17 protein-coding genes are annotated in these 17,516 nt (G+C 63.9%); 5 read left to right on the top strand and 12 right to left on the bottom strand.

Annotated elements, in window-relative coordinates:
* Positions 1-6 precede the first annotated feature (6 nt).
* The 4 genes from AB7532_RS26165 to AB7532_RS26150 all read right to left on the bottom strand — a co-directional run bounded on the left by AB7532_RS26165 (position 7) and on the right by AB7532_RS26150 (position 4,052).
* Positions 7-924 carry an ABC transporter permease gene (locus tag AB7532_RS26165; protein WP_441237576.1) on the bottom strand — a complete coding sequence of 306 codons (918 nt, stop codon included), beginning with the start codon at positions 922-924 and terminating at the stop codon, positions 7-9.
* Positions 911-2,002, bottom strand: a complete 1,092-nt coding sequence (locus tag AB7532_RS26160; protein WP_441237575.1) for an ABC transporter permease — start codon at positions 2,000-2,002, stop codon at positions 911-913. The genes AB7532_RS26165 and AB7532_RS26160 overlap by 14 nt, the downstream gene beginning before the upstream one ends.
* Positions 1,986-3,557 (bottom strand): ABC transporter ATP-binding protein, encoded by a 1,572-nt coding sequence (locus AB7532_RS26155; RefSeq protein WP_441237574.1) that lies wholly within the window; start codon positions 3,555-3,557, stop codon positions 1,986-1,988. Before AB7532_RS26155 ends, AB7532_RS26160 begins: the two co-directional genes overlap by 17 nt.
* A 132-nt stretch (positions 3,558-3,689) precedes the next feature.
* The gene (locus AB7532_RS26150; protein ID WP_441237573.1) at positions 3,690-4,052 is read right to left on the bottom strand and encodes a hypothetical protein; all 363 of its coding nucleotides are present in this window, start codon (positions 4,050-4,052) and stop codon (positions 3,690-3,692) included.
* An 87-nt stretch (positions 4,053-4,139) separates the two neighbouring features.
* On the opposite strand from AB7532_RS26150, the gene AB7532_RS26145 reads away from it, so the two are divergent.
* Positions 4,140-5,246, top strand: a complete 1,107-nt coding sequence (locus tag AB7532_RS26145) for a hypothetical protein (protein ID WP_441237572.1) — start codon at positions 4,140-4,142, stop codon at positions 5,244-5,246.
* 186 nt (positions 5,247-5,432) lie between these two features.
* On the opposite strand, the gene AB7532_RS26140 is transcribed toward AB7532_RS26145, so the two are convergent.
* Genes AB7532_RS26140 through AB7532_RS26115 form a run of 6 tightly spaced genes read right to left on the bottom strand, consistent with a single transcriptional unit; the run spans position 5,433 to position 11,305 of the window.
* A complete protein-coding gene (locus AB7532_RS26140; RefSeq protein WP_441237571.1) occupies positions 5,433-5,918 on the bottom strand; it encodes a nucleoside deaminase in 486 nt (161 codons plus the stop codon).
* Between the two features lie 13 nt (positions 5,919-5,931).
* On the bottom strand, positions 5,932-7,464 hold the full coding sequence (locus AB7532_RS26135) for an ABC transporter ATP-binding protein (RefSeq protein WP_441237570.1): 1,533 nt from the start codon (positions 7,462-7,464) through the stop codon (positions 5,932-5,934).
* On the bottom strand, positions 7,461-8,144 hold the full coding sequence (gene biuH, locus AB7532_RS26130; RefSeq protein ID WP_441237569.1) for a biuret amidohydrolase: 684 nt from the start codon (positions 8,142-8,144) through the stop codon (positions 7,461-7,463). The genes AB7532_RS26135 and biuH overlap by 4 nt, the downstream gene beginning before the upstream one ends.
* Positions 8,145-8,155: 11 nt before the next feature.
* Entirely contained in the window at positions 8,156-9,082 is a 927-nt protein-coding gene (locus AB7532_RS26125; RefSeq protein ID WP_441237568.1) for an ABC transporter permease, read from the bottom strand.
* A gap of 1 nt (position 9,083) precedes the next feature.
* Positions 9,084-10,196, bottom strand: a complete 1,113-nt coding sequence (locus AB7532_RS26120) for an ABC transporter permease (protein WP_441237567.1) — start codon at positions 10,194-10,196, stop codon at positions 9,084-9,086.
* A complete protein-coding gene (locus AB7532_RS26115) occupies positions 10,193-11,305 on the bottom strand; it encodes a BMP family ABC transporter substrate-binding protein (protein ID WP_441237566.1) in 1,113 nt (370 codons plus the stop codon). The genes AB7532_RS26120 and AB7532_RS26115 overlap by 4 nt, the downstream gene beginning before the upstream one ends.
* A gap of 408 nt (positions 11,306-11,713) precedes the next feature.
* On the opposite strand from AB7532_RS26115, the gene AB7532_RS26110 reads away from it, so the two are divergent.
* Together AB7532_RS26110 and AB7532_RS26105 are read left to right on the top strand one after the other, a co-directional pair.
* A complete protein-coding gene (locus AB7532_RS26110) occupies positions 11,714-12,988 on the top strand; it encodes an allantoate amidohydrolase (protein ID WP_441237565.1) in 1,275 nt (424 codons plus the stop codon).
* Between the two features lie 97 nt (positions 12,989-13,085).
* Entirely contained in the window at positions 13,086-14,459 is a 1,374-nt protein-coding gene (locus AB7532_RS26105; RefSeq protein ID WP_441237564.1) for a hypothetical protein, read from the top strand.
* Positions 14,460-14,469: 10 nt separating this feature from the next.
* On the opposite strand, the gene AB7532_RS26100 is transcribed toward AB7532_RS26105, so the two are convergent.
* Positions 14,470-15,789 carry a dicarboxylate/amino acid:cation symporter gene (locus AB7532_RS26100; protein ID WP_441237563.1) on the bottom strand — a complete coding sequence of 440 codons (1,320 nt, stop codon included), beginning with the start codon at positions 15,787-15,789 and terminating at the stop codon, positions 14,470-14,472.
* Positions 15,790-15,911: 122 nt separating this feature from the next.
* On the opposite strand from AB7532_RS26100, the gene map reads away from it, so the two are divergent.
* Complete coding sequence (gene map, locus AB7532_RS26095; RefSeq protein ID WP_441237562.1) at positions 15,912-16,664, top strand: type I methionyl aminopeptidase; 753 nt, start codon at positions 15,912-15,914, stop codon at positions 16,662-16,664.
* 80 nt (positions 16,665-16,744) lie between these two features.
* On the opposite strand, the gene AB7532_RS26090 is transcribed toward map, so the two are convergent.
* Positions 16,745-16,966, bottom strand: coding sequence for a hypothetical protein (locus tag AB7532_RS26090; RefSeq protein ID WP_441237561.1), 222 nt, complete (start codon positions 16,964-16,966; stop codon positions 16,745-16,747).
* Between the two features lie 352 nt (positions 16,967-17,318).
* Here AB7532_RS26090 and AB7532_RS26085 point away from each other — a divergent pair, with 352 nt between their 5' ends.
* Positions 17,319-17,501 (top strand): hypothetical protein, encoded by a 183-nt coding sequence (locus tag AB7532_RS26085; RefSeq protein WP_441237560.1) that lies wholly within the window; start codon positions 17,319-17,321, stop codon positions 17,499-17,501.
* The last annotated feature ends 15 nt before the right edge of the window (positions 17,502-17,516 follow it).

Below are 17,516 nucleotides of genomic sequence, written 5' to 3'. Positions count from 1 at the left end.
AATCAATCAGCGGTCAGGCACGAACACGGTGCCGAGCGCGGCCGGCGCGGTCGAGCCGCCGGTGCGCGCGCGGGAGAGCAGGACCAGCACGATGACGGTCGCGAGATAAGGCAGTGCCGACATGAATTGCGAGGGAATGCCGACGCCCCAGCCTTGCGCGTGCAGTTGCAGGATCGTCACCGCGCCGAACAGGTAAGCGCCAACCACGAGCCGGCCCGGCCGCCAGGACGAGAACACGACGAGCGCCAGCGCGATCCAGCCGCGGCCCGCGGTCATGCCGGGAATGAAGAATGGCGTATAGGCGAGCGGCAGGTAAGCACCGGCGAGGCCCGCACAGGCACCGCCGAACATCACGGCGAAGGTGCGGATGCGCAGCACGGGATAGCCAAGCGCATGCGCGGAGACGTGGTTGTCGCCACAGGCGCGCAGGATCAATCCCGCCCGCGTGCGGTACAGGAACCACCAGACGGCGATGACGAGTGCGATGGAGAAATAGACGAAGGCGTCCTCGCCGAACAACACGCGGCCGACCAGTGGAATATCGGTGAGGCCGGGAAGGTGGAGATGCACCGCCGGCGTGATGCGCTCGCCGACGAAGCGGGCACCGATCAGGCCGGAGAGTCCAACGCCCAGGATGGTGAGCGCGAGACCCGTTGCGACCTGGTTGACGGCGAGCCCGAGCGCCATCAGCGCGAAGATCAGCGACATCAGCGTGCCTGCGGCGATGCCGAACAGCGCGCCGATGAAGATCGAGCCGGTGAGCCACGCGCCGGCAAAGCCGCAGGCGGCGCCGACGATCATCATGCCCTCGACGCCGAGATTGAGCACGCCGGAACGCTCGGTCACGAGCTCGCCGGTTGCCGCGATCAGGAGCGGCGTGGATGCGGCGAGCACCGCGAGGACGATGGCTTCAACCAGTTCCACGGGTCACCTGTCGGTTTGGGAACACCAGCTTGAAGCGGTAGAGAATGAGGGAATCGCAGGCGAGCACGTAGAACAGCAGAATGCCCTGAAACACCTTGGTGACGTCCAACGGGATCTTCATCGCGATCTGCGCCTGCTCGCCGCCGATAAAGGTCAGTGCGAGAAAAAGGCCTGCAATCAATATTCCAAGCGGGTTCAGCCGGCCAAGGAAAGCGACAATGATCGCGGTAAAGCCGTAGCCCGGCGAGATGCCGGGCTGGAGATGCCCGACCGGACCTGCGACCTCGATGATGCCGGCGAGGCCTGCCAGCGCGCCGGAGACCGCGAAGGTCAGGATGACCAGCTGGTTGGCGTTGAAGCCGCCGAACCGCGCGGCGCGGGGGGCAGCACCGACCACGCGAATCTCAAACCCCTTGATGGTGCGTCCGAGCAGGATCGCGGCTGCCGCGACAACGAGCAGCGCGATGATCGAGCCGAGATGCAGCCGGCCGCCTTCGATCAGCAGCGGCACTGTTGCGACCGGATCGAATTCCGCTGTGGTCGGGAAGTTGAAGCCGTGCGGATCGCGCCAGGGGCCGCGGACGAGATAGTCGAGGAAGAGATCGGCGACATAGACCAGCATCAGGCTTGTCAGGATCTCGCTGGCGCCGAACTTCACCTTGCAGATCGCCGGGATCAGCGCGTAGAGCGCGCCTGCAGCTGCCGCGAGCACCAGCATGACCGGCAGCACCCAGGCGCCGGCGTCGGTGCCCTGCGTCTTCACCGCGATCCAGCTTCCGGCGACCGCGCCGATCAGGAATTGGCCTTCGGCGCCGATGTTCCAGGCATTGGCGAGATAGCAGAGCGATAGCCCGATCGCGATCATCACCAGCGGCGTCGCCTTCACCGCGATCTCCTGGAGGGAATAGCCGTCGGTCAATGGCGCGATGAAATAGGCATGCAGCGCGAGCAGCGGATTCTTGCCGAGGATCGCGAACAGGATGACCATGGTGACGATGGTGAGGCCGATCGCGATCAGCGGCGAGACCAGCGCGATCGTGTTGGAGCGCTCGGCGCGCTTCTCAAGCACCAACTGCATGCGCGGCCTCCTTCGGCTCGAGGCTGCTGCCGCCCATGAGCAGGCCGAGCTTCTCGCGGCTCGCATCGGCGATGGCGAGCGGCGCCGAAAGACGACCGTGGAACATGACGGCGATGCGGTCGGCGATCTCCGCGAGCTCGTCGAGGTCCTGGCTGGTCACGAGCACGGCGGCGCCCGCGGTTGCGAGATCGAGCAGCGCCTGGCGAATGACGGCGGCGGCGCCGGCATCGACGCCCCAGGTCGGTTGGCTCACCACGAGTACCGCGGGGTTGCGCAGAATCTCGCGGCCGACGATGAATTTTTGCAGATTGCCGCCGGAAAGGCTCGCAGCCTCCGGATCGCGTTTGGCCTTGCGGACGTCAAAGGTCTCAGTCGCACGGTCGACCGTCTTCAACGTCGCTGCGGTGTCGATGAAGCCGTGATGGACCATGCCGCTGGCGGCGTGCCCGGTGAGCAACGCATTCTCCGACAGCTTCATGCGCGGCGCCGTGCCGTGGCCGAGTCGCTCCTCGGGCACGAAGGCCGCGCCCAGCTTTCGGCGCTGGGTGATCGAGAGGTGGGCGGCCGCGATGCCTTCGATCACAACCGTGCCGGGGTCCTTCGACAGGCGCTCGCCGGACAGCGCGGCAAACAATTCGTCCTGACCATTGCCGGCGACGCCGGCGATGCCGAGGATCTCGCCGCCCTTCAGTTCGAACGAAATGTGCTCGAGCCGAACGCCGTGCGCCTCGTTTGGTGCAAGCGACAGGTCGTTGACGACGAGGCGCGGCACCGTGGTCTTCCGGCCGACCGCGGCCTTCACCTCCTTGATCTCGCCGCCGACCATCATGCGCGCCAGCGAGGCGGCGGTCTCGAGCCGGGGATTGCAGGTGTCGACCTTCTTGCCGCCGCGCAGGATCGTAGCTGTGTCGCAGAGCCGCTTCACCTCCTCCAGCTTGTGGCTGATGTAGAGAATGGCGCGGCCTTCGGCCTTGAGCCGCTCCAGTACGATGAAGAGCTGGTCGGCTTCTTGCGGCGTCAGCACGGCGGTGGGCTCGTCCAGGATCAGGAATTTCGGATCCTGCATCAGCGCGCGGACAATCTCGATGCGCTGGCGCTCGCCGACGGACAGTTGCCAGACCTCGCGTTTGGGATCGAGTGGAAGGCCGTAGGTCTTCGACACCTGCTCCAGCCGTGCCGACATGTCCCTGAAGGATTCCTTGCCATCAAGGCCGAGCGCGACATTCTCGGCGACGGTGAGATTGTCGAACAGCGAGAAATGCTGGAACACCATGCCGATGCCGCGGCTGCGGGCCTCTGACGGACCCAACTGCACGATCGGCTGACCCTGCCAGCGAATCTCGCCGCTGCTGGGCTGGATCAGTCCGTAGATCGCCTTGACCAGCGTCGACTTGCCGGCGCCGTTTTCGCCGAGCAGGGCGTGGATTTGCTTCGGCCAGATATCGATGTCGATGGAATCGTTGGCGAGGAAATCGCCATAGCGCTTGGTGAGCCCGATCGTCTGAAGCAACGGGGACTCGCCGGAATGCAGGCCATTAGACGTCGGATCTAACATTCGCTGATGCGCTTGCATGGGATGAAGTGCCTCAATACTGGGCTAGTTTGAACCGTCGCGTAAGGTGTGAAAAAACGTCATCCCTTGCTCAACGCTTCAGCAAACGGGTGGTCGCGCGAGTCGTGGCACTCGTCAGCAGGAGACCGCCTCCAACTGTCTCCCCCAGGCACCGCTGCTGTTGCACCCCACGAATAACGCCTGTTGCAAATTTGTGACGATCCAAACCAAATCGGAACCCGCTGTGCAGGCTTGACGTGAAGTTGAGCAAAATCGCGCCAGCACGCGTATGCAATTCTCGGTCGCGCCGATGATCACCGTTGTCGATTGTGTCCGCATTTTCCGCTCGACACAAAAGATAAACGAAATCAAACGGGAATGTCCGGCAAGGACGGCGATTGCGTTGCCGCGCACGTGCAACGGCAAAACCGGAAGATCCTCAAAATCACGTCGTGAAGCGCCGTCTTCTGCCGCAGCAAGCGGCATGCCTTGAAACAAGTTGAGGCTTCTCACTCCGGGAGATCGGCGCAAGTGTCGCACCCAAGGGCGTTCATTTTTACGTGTCCAAACTTGGGGGTATTCAGGATGTCGTTTCGCTTCAAGGCAATTGCAGCCGCGGCGCTGTCACTTGCTACGTTCGCCACCTCCGGCCTGGCTCAGGCCGCGGATATGACGGTCAAGGCCCCCAAGAAGGCGGCGGACCTTCCGTTCTTCCTGGTGATCGACAACCGCGTGTCGTTCTCCTGGATGCCGAAGGGCACCGATCCCGGCATGTGGAGCGTGCGCCCGGACGGCAGCATCAACGGCACGACCGCCAAGCAGGTCTACTCCTTCACCCATTTCGATCTCTGGCAGTACGGTACCAACTTCTTCACCATCTCGATGTTCAAGTCGGGCAAGAATGACCCTGCCAGCCCTTGCGTCGCGCCCGGCGTGACCATCACCGGCGGTGCTGCCGACTGCGCCGGCGCGACCGAGATCTACGGCCTGTTCCGCTCGACCTTCGGCTGGAATGAGATCTTCAACACCAAGGCCTTCACCATGGGGCCGCTGCACAACATCTCGTTCGAAGTCGGCATGGACGCCAACACCGAGAACAACTTCCTCGCGCCCGCCAAGCGGGACGTCGTCGCCGGTCTCCAGTTCGCGTTCGACCTTCCCTACAAGGGCTACTTCAACGTCGCGCCGTTGATGTACTACGAGTTCCTGAACCACAATTCTTTCACCCAGTGCGGCCTGTTCGGGCCGGGCGTGCCGGGCGTCACCTGCAACTCGGACGGCAATGTCAGCTACAAGCCGACCTGGGCCGTCGAAATCAACTACTACATGGATCTCGGCTTCCTGCCGCCGAACATGCAGTTCTGGTCGATCAGCGGTCGCGCCGGCTGGTATGGCCCGAAGGGCGACTCCAACGGTCTGCCTGCACTGTCCGGCACCGGCATCTTCAGCACCAAGTCCAAGACCGAGCTGAACAGCGAACCGATCCGCCTGACCTTCGATGCCTCGAAGGCGGTCTGGGGCGACAAGTACTCGCACTTCGTCGATCTCTGGGTGGCCTATCGCTACTGGCAGAACAAGTTCGGTCTCGACCACAACGCGATGGCTGGCGTCTGTACGGTTGCCGCAACCGGCCAGAGCACCAAGAGCTGCACTGAATCGACGGTCTACGGTGGTATCACCGTGAAGTTCTGATCGGGCTGAAGGACTCGGATGGTGCCGCGTAGAGATGCGCGGCGTCATTCGCGTCTACGGAGAGACGCTGCCGTAGGGTGGGCAAAGCGAAGCGTGCCCACCATTCTCACAACGTTTGCAGAAAGATGGTGGGCACGGCGCAAGTGCGCCTTTGCCCACCCTACGGCACCGGTGGCTGGGAGACGCCTACTTCGTCCAAACGCCGTCGTGGAGCGCTGCGGCCTCGTTCTCCAGCAACGGCCCCACGACCTCCGTTGCCCGCTGGCCACTGGTAAAGACCTCGCGGCTGGGGAGATCGAGCGTCGGGTTCTCCGGATGGTTGCCGGTGATGCCGCGCAGGCTTTGCTCGCTGAGGCCGTAGACGACGCGGCCGATGCCGGCCCAGTAGATTGCGCCCGCGCACATCGCGCAGGGCTCTGCGGAAGAGTAAAGCGTCGCGCCGGCCAGCACCGCGCGGCCGAGCGTGCGGCAGGCCTGCGTCGCCGCGAGGCGCTCGGCATGCGCGGTGCCGTCGCGGTCCGGCATGTAGCCGTTCTCGGTCTCGATCAGGACCTTGCCGTCGGCATCGACGACGATGCAGCCGAAGGGATGGTTGCCATGGGTGAGGGACCGGCGGGCGACCGTGAAGGACAGACGCAGGAAGTGCTCGTCGCGCTCTGATGCGTCGTCCATCGATCCTCCGCGGTCAATGCCCTGCCATATGCCGGCCGACCACGGTGAGGTCGGCCTCGCTGGTCCGAGCTTCATACACGAATTCGCCGTGGAACATCACCACCAGCCGGTCGGAGAGTTCGAGCAATTCGTCGAGATCCTCGCTGACGAGCAGGACCGCGGCACCGCGATTGCGCGCGGCCATGATCTCGGCATGGATCTGCGCCACCGCCGCGAAATCCAGGCCGAAGCAGGGATTGGCCGCGATCAGGACCTCGACCTCGCTGCCGAGCTCGCGGGCCAGCACGGCGCGCTGGACGTTGCCGCCCGACAGGGCCGAGATGGGCGTCTCCGGCGTGCGGGTCTTGATCTTGTACTGGCCGATCTTCGTCTTCGCATCGTCGCGGAACGCGCGGCGGTTGAGCCACCAGCCGCCGCTGGCGAAGGGCGCGCGGTCGAACTCGCGGAAGGCGATGTTGTCGGCAACGCTCATGCCGCCGACGCAGGCGTTCTTCAGCGGCTCCTCGGGCAGCAGCGACATCTTGTGGCGCCGCATCTGTTCGCGGCTGGCGTGATAGGGACCGCCGGCGACGCGGACTTCGCCGCTTTCGGCCTCGCGCTGTCCGGCGAGGACCTCGACGAGCTGGCGCTGGCCGTTGCCGGAGACGCCGGCGATGCCGACGATCTCGCCGGCGCGGACGGTGAGGGAGACGTCATGGACGGCGATGGCGCCCGCATCGTCGAGTGCCCGGACTTTTGCCAGTTCGAGCCTGGCCTGACCGGCCTCGCCGGTGCGTGGCGGTTGCACCGTCAATTCCTCGGCGCCGATCATGGTGCGCGCCATCGCATCCGGCGTCAGTTCGGAAACCTTGCCGGCCCCTGCGAGCTTGCCGCGGCGCAGGATCGTGACGTCGTCGGCGAAGGCCATGACCTCGCGGAACTTGTGCGTGATCATCAGAATGGTCAGCTCGCCCCTGATGACCATGTCGCGCAGCATGCCGAGCGCTTCGTCGGCTTCCGCGGGCGTCAGCACCGAGGTGGGCTCGTCCAGGATCAGGAAGCGCCGCTTCAGATAGAGCTGCTTGAGGATCTCGCATTTCTGGCGTTCGCCGGCCGAGATGTCGGAGACTTTCGCGGAGAGCGGCACCTTGAAGGGCATGCGCGCCAGGAAAGTCTCGAGCTGCTTCATCTCCTTCGGCCAGTTCACCACGGCCGGAACGTCGTTGCGGGCCAGCACGAGATTTTCGGCAACCGTCATGGCCGGCACCAGGGTAAAGTGCTGGTAGACCATGCCGAGACCGAGCGCGTGCGCGTCCTTCGGGTTGGCGATCGCCTGTTCGCGGCCGCCGACGAGGATGTCGCCCTCGGTCGCGCGGTAATAGCCCATGATGCATTTGACGAGCGTGGACTTGCCGGCGCCGTTCTCGCCGAGCAGCGCATGGAACGAGCCCGGGCGCACCTTGAGCTCGACATTGTCGAGCGCCAGGAAGTCTCCGAACCGCATCGTCATGGCGATGGCATCGACGCCGAACGCGCCTGAGGGCGGAGGCGTTTCGCCGATGATCACGAAATCGCTCCGACGAAGGCGTCCGAGGTCGAGACCGCGCCGAATACGCCGCCCTGCATCTTGATCATCTTCAGCGCGTGGTCGTGATTGCTCTTGTCGGTCGCGCCGCAGCAATCGTGCAGCAGCACGCATTCGAAGCCGCGGTCGTTGGCCTCGCGCATGGTGGTGTGGACGCAGACGTCTGTGGTGATGCCGGTGAGCACGAGGTTCTCGATGCCGCGCACACGCAGGATCAGCTCCAGATCGGTGGCGCAGAACGAGCCCTTGCCGGGCTTGTCGATGATGGGCTCGCCCGGCAGCGGCGCAAGCTCCTCGATGATGTCCCAGCCGGGCTCGCCGCGCACGAGGATGCGGCCGCAGGGACCGGGGTCGCCGATGCCGGCGCCGATCTGGCGCGAGCGCCAGCGCTTGTTGGCCGGAAGATCGGAGAGATCGGGGCGATGGCCTTCGCGGGTATGGATGATGTGGAAGCCTTGGGCACGCATCGCTGCGAGCAGCTTCTTGATCGGCTCGATCGGGGCCCGCGTCAGCGAGAGGTCATAGCCCATCTTGTCGACATAGCCGCCGATGCCGCAGAAATCGGTCTGCATGTCGATGATGATGAGCGCGGTGTTCTCCGGGCGGAGATCGCCGTTGTAGGGCCAGGCATAAGGCTCGGACTTGATGGTGCGCTCGGGCATGATTTGGCTCTCTAGCGGGTGATCGACAATTCGGCCGGGGCTCCGGTCAGCGTGCGCTTCGGCGAGCAGGTGATGATCATGATCGCCAGCGTCAGGATGTAGGGCGCGGCGTTGAAGAGGTGATAGCCGGAGGTGACACCGACCGATTGCAAGGCCGGTCCCAGTGCCGCGGCGCCGCCGAAGGCGAGCGAGGCCCACAGGCAAAGCAGGGGATCCCAGCGTGCGAAGATCACCAGTGCCACGGCGGTGATGCCCTGGCCGGAGGAGAGGCCCTCGTTCCAGCTGCCGGGATAGAACAGCGACAGGAAGGAGCCGCCGATGCCGGCGAGGAAGCCGCCGACCATGGTGGCGCGCAGGCGGATCAGCAGCACGGAATGGCCCATCGCGCGTGCGGCGTCCGAGCTTTCGCCTGCGGTGCGGATGAGCAAGCCCCATCGTGTCGTGCGGAAGGCCCAATACAGCATCGGCGCGAGTGCGACACCGATCAGGAAGAGCACGTTGACCCGTAGCGCGGCGCGGACCTGCGGGATGTCGCTCCACCAGCCGAAATCGATCGCAGGCAGCCGCGGTGCGGTGGGCTCGATCAGGGGCTTGCCGAGATAGAAGGCAAGGCCGGTTCCGAACAGCATGAGCGCAATGCCGACCGCAACGTCGTTGACGCGTGGCAGCGAGCAGATGCCGGCATGCAGTGCGCCGAGCAATGCGCCGGTGATGCCGGCCGCGAGCACGCCGAGCCAGGGCGAGCCGGAGAGGTAGGAGATGCCATAGGCGCTCATCGCGCCCATCACCAGCGTGCCTTCGAGGCCGAGATTGATGCGGCCGGAGCGCTCGGTGATGCATTCGCCCAAGCTCACGAACAGGAAGGGCGTCGAGACGCGAATGGCGCCGCCGACTACGGCGAGGGGAACGGTCCAGAGTCCGATCGATCCGTCTGCCATCTCAGGATTTTCCCTTCAGGAAGCCGATGCGGCCGTAGAGCGCATCGCTGGCGAGCACGAAGACGAAAATGATGCCCTGGAGCACGAGCACCGATGCGTCGGGCAATCCGAGGCGGCGCTGCAGCAAGCCGCCGCTGGCGCTGATGCCGCCGAGCAAAATGGCGACGGGGATGATCGCAAGCGGATTTTGCCGCGCGAGGAAGGCGACGAGAATCCCGGTGAAGCCGTAGCCCGCCGCGAGGTTGGCGTTGGTGCGCCCCTGCACGGCGGCGACCTCGACCATGCCGGCAAGGCCTGCGGCGCCGCCGGCGAGGAAGCAGATGGTGAGGATCAGCTTGCTGACGCCAAGGCCGACGATCTTGGCGGCGCGGATATTGCCGCCGGCGACGCGCGCCGCGAAGCCGAACACGGTGTGATAGATCAGGATGTAGGCGGCGATGGCGGCGATCAGGCCGAAGACGAGGCCCCAATGCACGTCAGTGCCGGGGATCGAGCCGATCATGTTGGCGGCGCCGATCTCGCGTGTGGAAGGCTTGTTGAGGCTGGCGGGATCGCGCATCACGCCTTCGACGAGATGGTTCAGGATCGCGAGCGCGATGTAAACCAGCAGCAGGCTCGAAATGGTCTCGTTGACGCCGCGATATTGACGCAGCGCGCCGGACAGCATGATCCACAGGCCGCCGCCGATCACGCCCGCGATGACCATGGCGATCTGCACAAAGAAGGGCGGCATCCCCTGAAGCAACAGCGCCGCGCTGGTTGCCGACAGCGCGCCGATCAGCAGTGCGCCTTCACCGCCGATGATGACCATGCCGAGCTGCGCCGGCAGCGCCGTGCAGAGCGCAGTGAGGATCAGAGGCGCCGCGCGGGTCAGCGTGTTTTGCCAGGAGAACCAGGTGCCGAAGGCGCCGTAATACATGTAGAAATAGAGGTCGAGCGGGTTCTTGCCGAACATTGCGACGAAGATGCCGAAGACTACGAGCGCGCCGGCTAGCGCCGCTACCGGAATCAGGACGTATTCGATCATGCCGCCGTGGCGTTGCAGAAAGCCGGGATCGGCGGCCGGGGCAATCGTCCCGGCCGCCTCAGTGGAATCCGCGGCTTCCGTGGTCACGAAGTCGCTCCGATCACGCCTTCGACGAGGTAGTCCATCTTCTCCAGTTCAGGATCCTTCTGGCCCCGATCGGTGCCGGCCGGGATGACTGTCTTGCCCTTGTTGTCGACCAGCCCGCCCTTGAAGATGGCGTAGCCATCCGCCGACAGGAATTTCGTCTTGACCTCGTCGGCATGCTTGCGCGCTTCGGCGGACACGGCCTCGCCATAGGGTGAGGTCTTGACGATCTCTTCCTTGAGCCCGCCGCGATAGAAGTTCGGAATGCTCTCGCCGGCCGCGATCATCTTGACGAACTTCGGATAGAGCGCCTCCCAATTCCATTCCGCGCCGGTCAGATAAGCCTTCGGCGCGAGCGGCGACTGGTTGACGTGATAGCCGCAGACGAAGGCGCCGCGGCGCGCGGCGTTCTCGACCATGGTCTTCGGACCGTCGACGTGACAGGTGAGCACGTCGACGCCCTGGTCGATCAGGCTGTTGGTGGCCTCGGCTTCCTTGACCGGCATCGACCAGTCGCCGGTGAAGATCACTTGCGTGGTGGCTTTGGGATTGGCGAGCCTGGCGCCGAGCGCGAAGGCGTTGATGTTGCGCAGCACTTGCGGGATCGGCTTTGCCGCAACGAAGCCGACCTTGCCGCTCTTGGAGGTGTAGCCGGCGATAATGCCGGAGATATACTGGGCTTCGTCGATGTAACCGAAATAGCTGCCGGCGTTCTTCGGGTCCTTGTCGCTCCAGAGGCCGCCGCAGTGCTCGAAGCGGAGCTTCGGGAACTTGTTGGCCATCTTGATCATATGCGGGTTGTAGTAACCGAACGAAGTCGGGAAGAGCAGCGTGGCGCCGTCGAGATTGATCATCGATTCGATCGTCTTCTCGACCGCGTCGGTCTCCGCGACCTTCTCTTCCTCGACAACTTTGAGGCCCGGAATCTTTTTCAACGCCGCCGCGCCCTGCGCGTGCGCCTGGTTGTAACCGTAGTCGTCGCGCGAGCCGACATAGATGAAGCCGATGGTCGTTTCGGCTGCGAAGGCCGGGCGGATGCCGGCTGCCGCACCGAGGGTGAGGGCCGCGCCGCCCTGCAATAAATGACGTCGTGAAATCCTGCCAAAATCCATTGCTCGCTCCCCTTGGCGGATGACCCGCCTTAATCTCGCGGCTGCCACCGTCTGGCGGAGCCTGGATAAGTTGTCGCAAGCTTCATGCCAGAGGTTGTGGAGTGAGATTTTCGGTATAACTAATTGATATTTATGGAATATAATCGAAGACCAAATCTTGATCAGGAAATCATCGGATTAAATTATAGGCAGAATATATCTGTTGTATGCAATCGAGTTAAGCAATTGTAACCGGCGTTCGCGCGTGCATGACAAGGGTTGCGCGGTCTGTCCGTCGTCCGCATTCATGCTAACCACGCGCTCATTGGGCGGAGCCTGCCGTGTCATTTTCGCTGGCACCGAACTTGTATCGATGGTCGTCAGGACCGCCCGGTGGCGGCGGTCCCGAGAAATGGAAAGCTCGCCGGGATGGGTGCTGGTACCGCCGTTCAAGATGCATCGCTCGGCGAAGAGATCGTGCGCGGGATCAACGAGCTCGCCGCGATCTCGGAAGACGGCGACAAGCTGACCCGCATCTATCTCACCAAGGAGCTGCGGTCTGCGGCCGACCTCATCCTGAGCTGGATGCGTGAGGCCGGCATGAGCGCGCGCCTCGATGCGATCGGGAATGTCTGCGGTCGCTACGAAGGCGAGCGGCCGGGAGCACCCTGCCTGATGCTCGGCTCGCACTACGACACGGTGCGCGATGCCGGCAAATGGGATGGACCGCTGGGCGTCGTCACGGCGATCGCCTGCGTCGCGGATCTCAATCGTCGCGGCAAGCGCCTGCCGTTTGCGATCGAGGTGATCGGCTTTGCCGATGAAGAGGGCGTGCGTTTCGCTTCGACACTCCTCGGAAGCCGTGCGGTCGCCGGCACCTTTGACGAGAGTGTCCTGAACACGCGGGATGGTGACGGTGTGTCGATGCGCGATGCGCTTGTCGGGTTCGGCCTTGACCCCGACCATATCGGTGCGGCCGCGCGGGCGCGGCGCGAGCTGCTTGCCTATCTCGAATTGCACATCGAACAGGGGCCGGTGCTGGAAGCCCAAAACCTGCCCGTCGGCGTCGTCACCGCGATTGCCGGGGCCACTCGGCTTGCCGCGCGGCTGACGGGCATGGCCGGGCACGCCGGTACCGTACCGATGGCGCTGCGCCGTGACGCGCTCGCTGGCGCTGCCGAATGCATCGGCGCGATCGAGCAGTTTTGCCGGACCGACGAAAGCGGGCTGGTCGGCACCGTCGGCTACATCCAGGCGCGGCCCGGCGCCACCAATGTCATCCCGGGCGAAGTGTCATTCACGATCGACATGCGCGCGCCGACCGACATGCACCGCAAGCGCGCGGTCGCCGATATCGTTCGTCAGATCGAGGCGATCGCGAAGCGCCGGCAACTGGCGCTTCAGCTCGACGTGACCCACGAGAACCGCACCGCACCCTGTGCGCCCTGGCTGAAGGATCAGATTGCGCAGGCGATTGGAGCGGAGGGGCTTTCCGTGTTCGAGTTGCCGAGCGGAGCGGGGCATGACGGCATGGCGATGATCGACATCGCCGATGTCGGCATGATCTTCGTTCGCTGCCGCGGCGGCATCAGCCATCATCCAGACGAGCATGTGGAGCTGGCGGATGCCGATGCCGGCGCGCGGGTGCTGCTGCGGGTGATCGAGAATTTCAGGCCGCGGGAGGACCGCGCGGTCGCGAACTGACTGTCGGGGTCCAGGCGTCACAAGGGCGAGACACGAATCGGTCACGCTTGGAATGGTGACCCGGCCATCGCCGGGGATCACGAGATACCAGGCGCACATGAGCAGCGATATTTCCTTGTCGTCACATCGCGGAAACCGATTTTATCAGGGCATGGCGGCGACCTTCGTCGCCAACGCCCTTCAGGCAGTGAATTTCCTCGGTGATCGATTCCTGAGGCAGTCGCAGCATTCGTTTTCGGCGATTGAAGACCTTTACCGACATTCGATGGACAGTGCCTTTTCGGTGACCGAGGCATTCCTCGTCACGGGCGCGCCACACGCCTCCGCCTATTACCCGCGCGATTTTGCCTGGTTCTACCCTGACGTCCTCGACCCCGAAACCATCATGGATTCGCAAGACGCGGTGCGCCGGGTCCGTCTGCTCGAGAAGAGCGTCCGCCTGCTGCTGGAGGCGGTTCGCGCTGACGTCGTCACCACGACCATCGTTCCGGCCGGACGCCGCCGGTATCTCGGCGTGAACTATTTCTCGCGGCCCTCGGATACGCTGCTCGGTATTTTAGCCGGTCTCCAACAGATGCTCTCCGCCGAGGAGAGGGCGTCGTCCTATCTGGCGATGTCACAAGGCGCGCATGCCGGCCGCCTGCTGCTGGCGGAATACGGCGGCGACCTGAAGCGGGCGATCCTGAAGCTCGCAAGCGAGCTGGAGCCGCTCGAGGCTGACGGCACCCAGTATTTGCTGTGCGATGCCCGCGCCCCTCGCTCTGCGGCGACGGACACGCGTGCCGAGCGCAGGCGTTTCGTGACCAATGCCTGCGTCTACACAACGTTCGTATGGGGTGTGCAGTTCGGGATCGTCGACGAAAACGAACTGAAGCGGCTGCTCGGGCGCGACCTCGCGCAGCACAAGAGGGATTTGCTCCGCCTGTTCGGCAAGGACGGCTATATCAGGCATTCGCTGGACGGCGCGGCAGCGGCGCCGGCGTCCGCGGTTGCGCTGGATTTTGTCAGCGTCCATCGCGGCTTCTGGGATCTGAACGATGCGGGCGAGCGCGCACTGTTCGCGACCACCACGGATCTGGTCATCGCCGAGCCGCGCTTCCGCATCCCCAGCACGTTCCACTTCCTGGTGTCTGCGGATAATCCACAGAACAAGATGATCCACAAGATCGCCGCGCCTGCCTATCAGGGACGCTCCTCCTGGCCGACGTTCAACGTCGAATTCGCTGACCGAATGCTGGACTATGATGAAGCCGCGGGGAGCGATACCTACCGGGCCTGCGCGCAAGGGATATTGAAGGACATCCGCACCGCGACGGAGGTTCACGGCGGCTATCAGGAACTGATCTCGGAACAGGGGCTGAAATATCGCACTTGGGCCTACAAGGGCGCCGTGGCGCACTCCTGGTTTCCGCGCTTCCTCTCGGTCTGGAGGAGGGCGTATGGCACGCCGCTCCTCCGATGGAATGACTGATCCGCCGGGATTATCCCGCGGTCACGTCCACCAGTTCGCCGCCTTCCAGTACCTTGGCCGCCTTGGCGCGGTCGAGGTCGCCTTCCCAGGCGGCCACGACGACCGTGGCCACGCAATTGCCGGTGAGGTTGCCGACCGCGCGGGCCATGCCGATGAACCAGTCGACCGACAGCACCAGCACGAGGCCGATCGCGGGAATGCTCGGCACCGCGTTCAGCGTTGCGGCCAGGATCACGATCGCCGAGCCCGGTACGCCATGCGCGCCTTTCGACGTGATCAGGGAGACGCCGAGCACGAGCAGGAGATCGCCGAACGACAGCGGCGTGTTGGTCGCCTGCGCGATGAAGACGACGGCGAGGGTCAGGTAGATCGAGAAGGCGTCGAGGTTGAAGGAATAACCAGTGGGGATGACAAGGCCCACAACGGAATCCTTCACGCCCATCCGCTCCAGCTTCTTCATGATCTGGGGCAGCACCGCGTCGGAGGAAGCGGTCGCGAGCACGATCATCAGCTCCTCGCGCAGGTAGGCGAGGAATTTGAGGATGTTGATTCCGGCAAGCGCCATCACGCCGCCGAGCACGCCCAGCACGAAGATGCCGACCGAAACGTAGAACAGCATCACCAGCGAGACGAGCTGCTTCAGGGAGCCGACGCCGTATTTGCCGACGGTGTAGGCGACAGCGCCGAGCACGCCAAGCGGGGCCACGCGAACGATGAGCCCCATGACGCGGAACAGCACGGTGGACGCCGCGTCGATCATGTTGGTGACGAGCTTGCCCTTCTCGCCGCCAACCAGCGCGAGGCCGACGCCGAACAGGACCGCGAAGAACAGCACCTGGAGCACGTCGTTGCGCGACAGGGCGTCGAACGAGGTGGTCGGGATCACGTTCATCAGGAAGGCGCCGATGCCGCCGCCGGACAGCTTGTGGGCGTTGTCGGCGTAAGTGTTGAGCGCCTTGGCATCGAGCGTCGAGGGATCGATGTTCATGCCGTGGCCCGGGCCGAAGAGGTAGGCGAGTAGGAGGCCGACCACGAGGGCCACCGTGGTCATCACCTCGAAATAGACCAGCGCCTTGACGCCGACCCGGCCGACCTTCTTGAGGTCGCCGGCGCCGGCAATGCCGTGCACGACGACGCAGAACACGATCGGCGCCACGATCATCGAGATCAGCTTGAGGAAGGCATCGCTGAGGATCTTGAGGCCGACGGCAAAGTCAGGGACGACCATGCCGAGGATGATGCCGAGGACCAGTGCCGCGAGGACCTGGACGAACAGCGAGGTGTAGAGCGGCTTCGGCTCGGCGGTTGGCGCAGCGGCAATGGTCGACATGATGGCTCCCCCGTGACTGACGACGTCTTGACCGCCAGAAAGGAGCAACTACCGTGCCAGATTGTCGCGGTTTGCCAGTCGGCACCGTAAGGGTTAAGCCCCGGCTTTCGGAAGAGCTCGATATGACAATCTCCAATGAGGACGAACTTGCCAGCCTGAAAGAGATCGGGCGTATCGTGGCCAATGTCCTCGAGGCAATGGGGAAAGCCCTCGAGCCGGGCATGGCAACCTCTGAACTCGACCAGATTGGACGAAAGCTCCTGGAGGCTGCCGGGGCACGTTCGGCGCCGGAGTTGGCCTACGACTTTCCTGGCGCAACATGCATCAGCGTGAACGAAGAGATCGCTCATGGCATCCCCGGAGCCCGACGGATCGCGCGTGGCGACCTCGTCAATATCGACGTTTCGGCGGAGAAGAACGGCTTCTTTGCGGATACGGGAGCGTCGTTCGCCGTTCCTCCCGCGACCCGCTCGATTGAACGTCTTTGCAGGGATGGTCGGCGGGCGATGTGGACAGGCTTGCGGCAGGTTGGAGCCGGCAGACCGATTGCCGGCATCGGTCAAGCCATCGGGACCTTTGCGCGGAAAAACGGCTACACGCTCGTGAAGAACCTCGCCAGTCACGGCGTCGGCTTGTCGCTTCATGAGGAGCCGACGGAGATCGCAACATGGCCCGACGCCTCCGAGCGTCGGATCATGAGCGATGGCCTGGTGTTCACCGTCGAGCCGTTCCTGTCCCTTGGCGCCGAGTGGGCCGAGGATGGTGATGACGATCCCTGGACGCTCTATGGCAGCCCCGGGGCGCCGACGGTGCAGTACGAGCATACCGTGATTGCGACACGCAACGGACCTTTGGTCGTTACGTTGCCCGGTTAAGGTAGCTCAGCGACTCGTCCCGCGCGGAGAGCCACGAGCTATTCTTCAGACGATGCAGACGTGCCGCACACGGCAATTTGTTACGCCACCAGATCCAGCAGCCGACACGAGCCGCGCACCAGTACCTTGCGTCCGGTGGGGGTCATCGCAGGCACGCCGTCGTCAATGACAACGAGACCAAGCCTGACGAGGCTATCGACGAGATAAGCCTTCGCAAGACGATTGTTCGCAGCGGAATTCCGAAGTGTTCTCAGGGCCGCCCATTGATCTTGCGAAAGATCGAAGTCGAAATCGTCGTTCATGTTGCCTCAAGCAATCGTCACGTTCGCGCGCCCCTGATAGCGGCGCTGCATGAAGACCATGCGACGACAATGAGTCGGGAATTCGGTGAGCTGTTTAGAACGTCTCTTCACAAATTGCCGCACTTCATTGCGTCACAAGCGTTAAGATCGTTCGGCCGCGAATATCGTCCCGACTGCGGATCACTTATTGATGATCTCGACTTGATGTTGCGCCGCAATCTACCGCATCGCACGGGAAGCGTTGCTGTCCCATTCTGCGTCGCGATAGGCACAGAAGCAGTGAGACGAGTCGTTCAGGATTCTGCTAGGTTGATTCGAGGGGAATGGCTTCACACGACAGGAGTGTGAGTGCATGAACAGGCTGGTGGAAATTCGCAGTCAGGAATCCTTGTGCCGGGAACGCGCGGCGCTCGATTCCGAGCGTCGGGTGTTCTGGCTTGCGCAAGCGCAGGAATGGGAGCAGCGCGCGCTCGACGAAATCGCGTATCACTTTCGAGAGTGCAATCTTGCACGGGTCGAGCTGAACGCGGCCTGACGCCGAAAGCGATGA

Source organism: Bradyrhizobium sp. 930_D9_N1_4 (assembly GCF_052076015.1).
In the GTDB taxonomy this organism is placed as follows: Bacteria; Pseudomonadota; Alphaproteobacteria; order Rhizobiales; family Xanthobacteraceae; genus Bradyrhizobium.
This window is presented reverse-complemented; position numbering and strand designations above follow the sequence as displayed.

Bases quoted from the DNA above. Each gene is read 5' to 3' on its own strand.
- AB7532_RS26145 (WP_441237572.1), top strand. From the start codon at position 4,140: ATGTCGTTTCGCTTCAAGGCAATTGCAGCCGCGGCGCTGTCACTTGCT.
- AB7532_RS26100 (WP_441237563.1), bottom strand. From the start codon at position 15,789: ATGTCGACCATTGCCGCTGCGCCAACCGCCGAGCCGAAGCCGCTCTAC.
- AB7532_RS26085 (WP_441237560.1), top strand. From the start codon at position 17,319: ATGAACAGGCTGGTGGAAATTCGCAGTCAGGAATCCTTGTGCCGGGAA.
- biuH (WP_441237569.1), bottom strand. From the start codon at position 8,144: ATGCCCGAGCGCACCATCAAGTCCGAGCCTTATGCCTGGCCCTACAAC.
- AB7532_RS26125 (WP_441237568.1), bottom strand. From the start codon at position 9,082: ATGGCAGACGGATCGATCGGACTCTGGACCGTTCCCCTCGCCGTAGTC.
- AB7532_RS26140 (WP_441237571.1), bottom strand. From the start codon at position 5,918: ATGGACGACGCATCAGAGCGCGACGAGCACTTCCTGCGTCTGTCCTTC.
- map (WP_441237562.1), top strand. From the start codon at position 15,912: ATGACAATCTCCAATGAGGACGAACTTGCCAGCCTGAAAGAGATCGGG.
- AB7532_RS26105 (WP_441237564.1), top strand. From the start codon at position 13,086: ATGAGCAGCGATATTTCCTTGTCGTCACATCGCGGAAACCGATTTTAT.
- AB7532_RS26110 (WP_441237565.1), top strand. From the start codon at position 11,714: ATGGGTGCTGGTACCGCCGTTCAAGATGCATCGCTCGGCGAAGAGATC.
- AB7532_RS26090 (WP_441237561.1), bottom strand. From the start codon at position 16,966: ATGAACGACGATTTCGACTTCGATCTTTCGCAAGATCAATGGGCGGCC.
- AB7532_RS26115 (WP_441237566.1), bottom strand. From the start codon at position 11,305: ATGGATTTTGGCAGGATTTCACGACGTCATTTATTGCAGGGCGGCGCG.
- AB7532_RS26155 (WP_441237574.1), bottom strand. From the start codon at position 3,557: ATGTTAGATCCGACGTCTAATGGCCTGCATTCCGGCGAGTCCCCGTTG.
- AB7532_RS26160 (WP_441237575.1), bottom strand. From the start codon at position 2,002: ATGCAGTTGGTGCTTGAGAAGCGCGCCGAGCGCTCCAACACGATCGCG.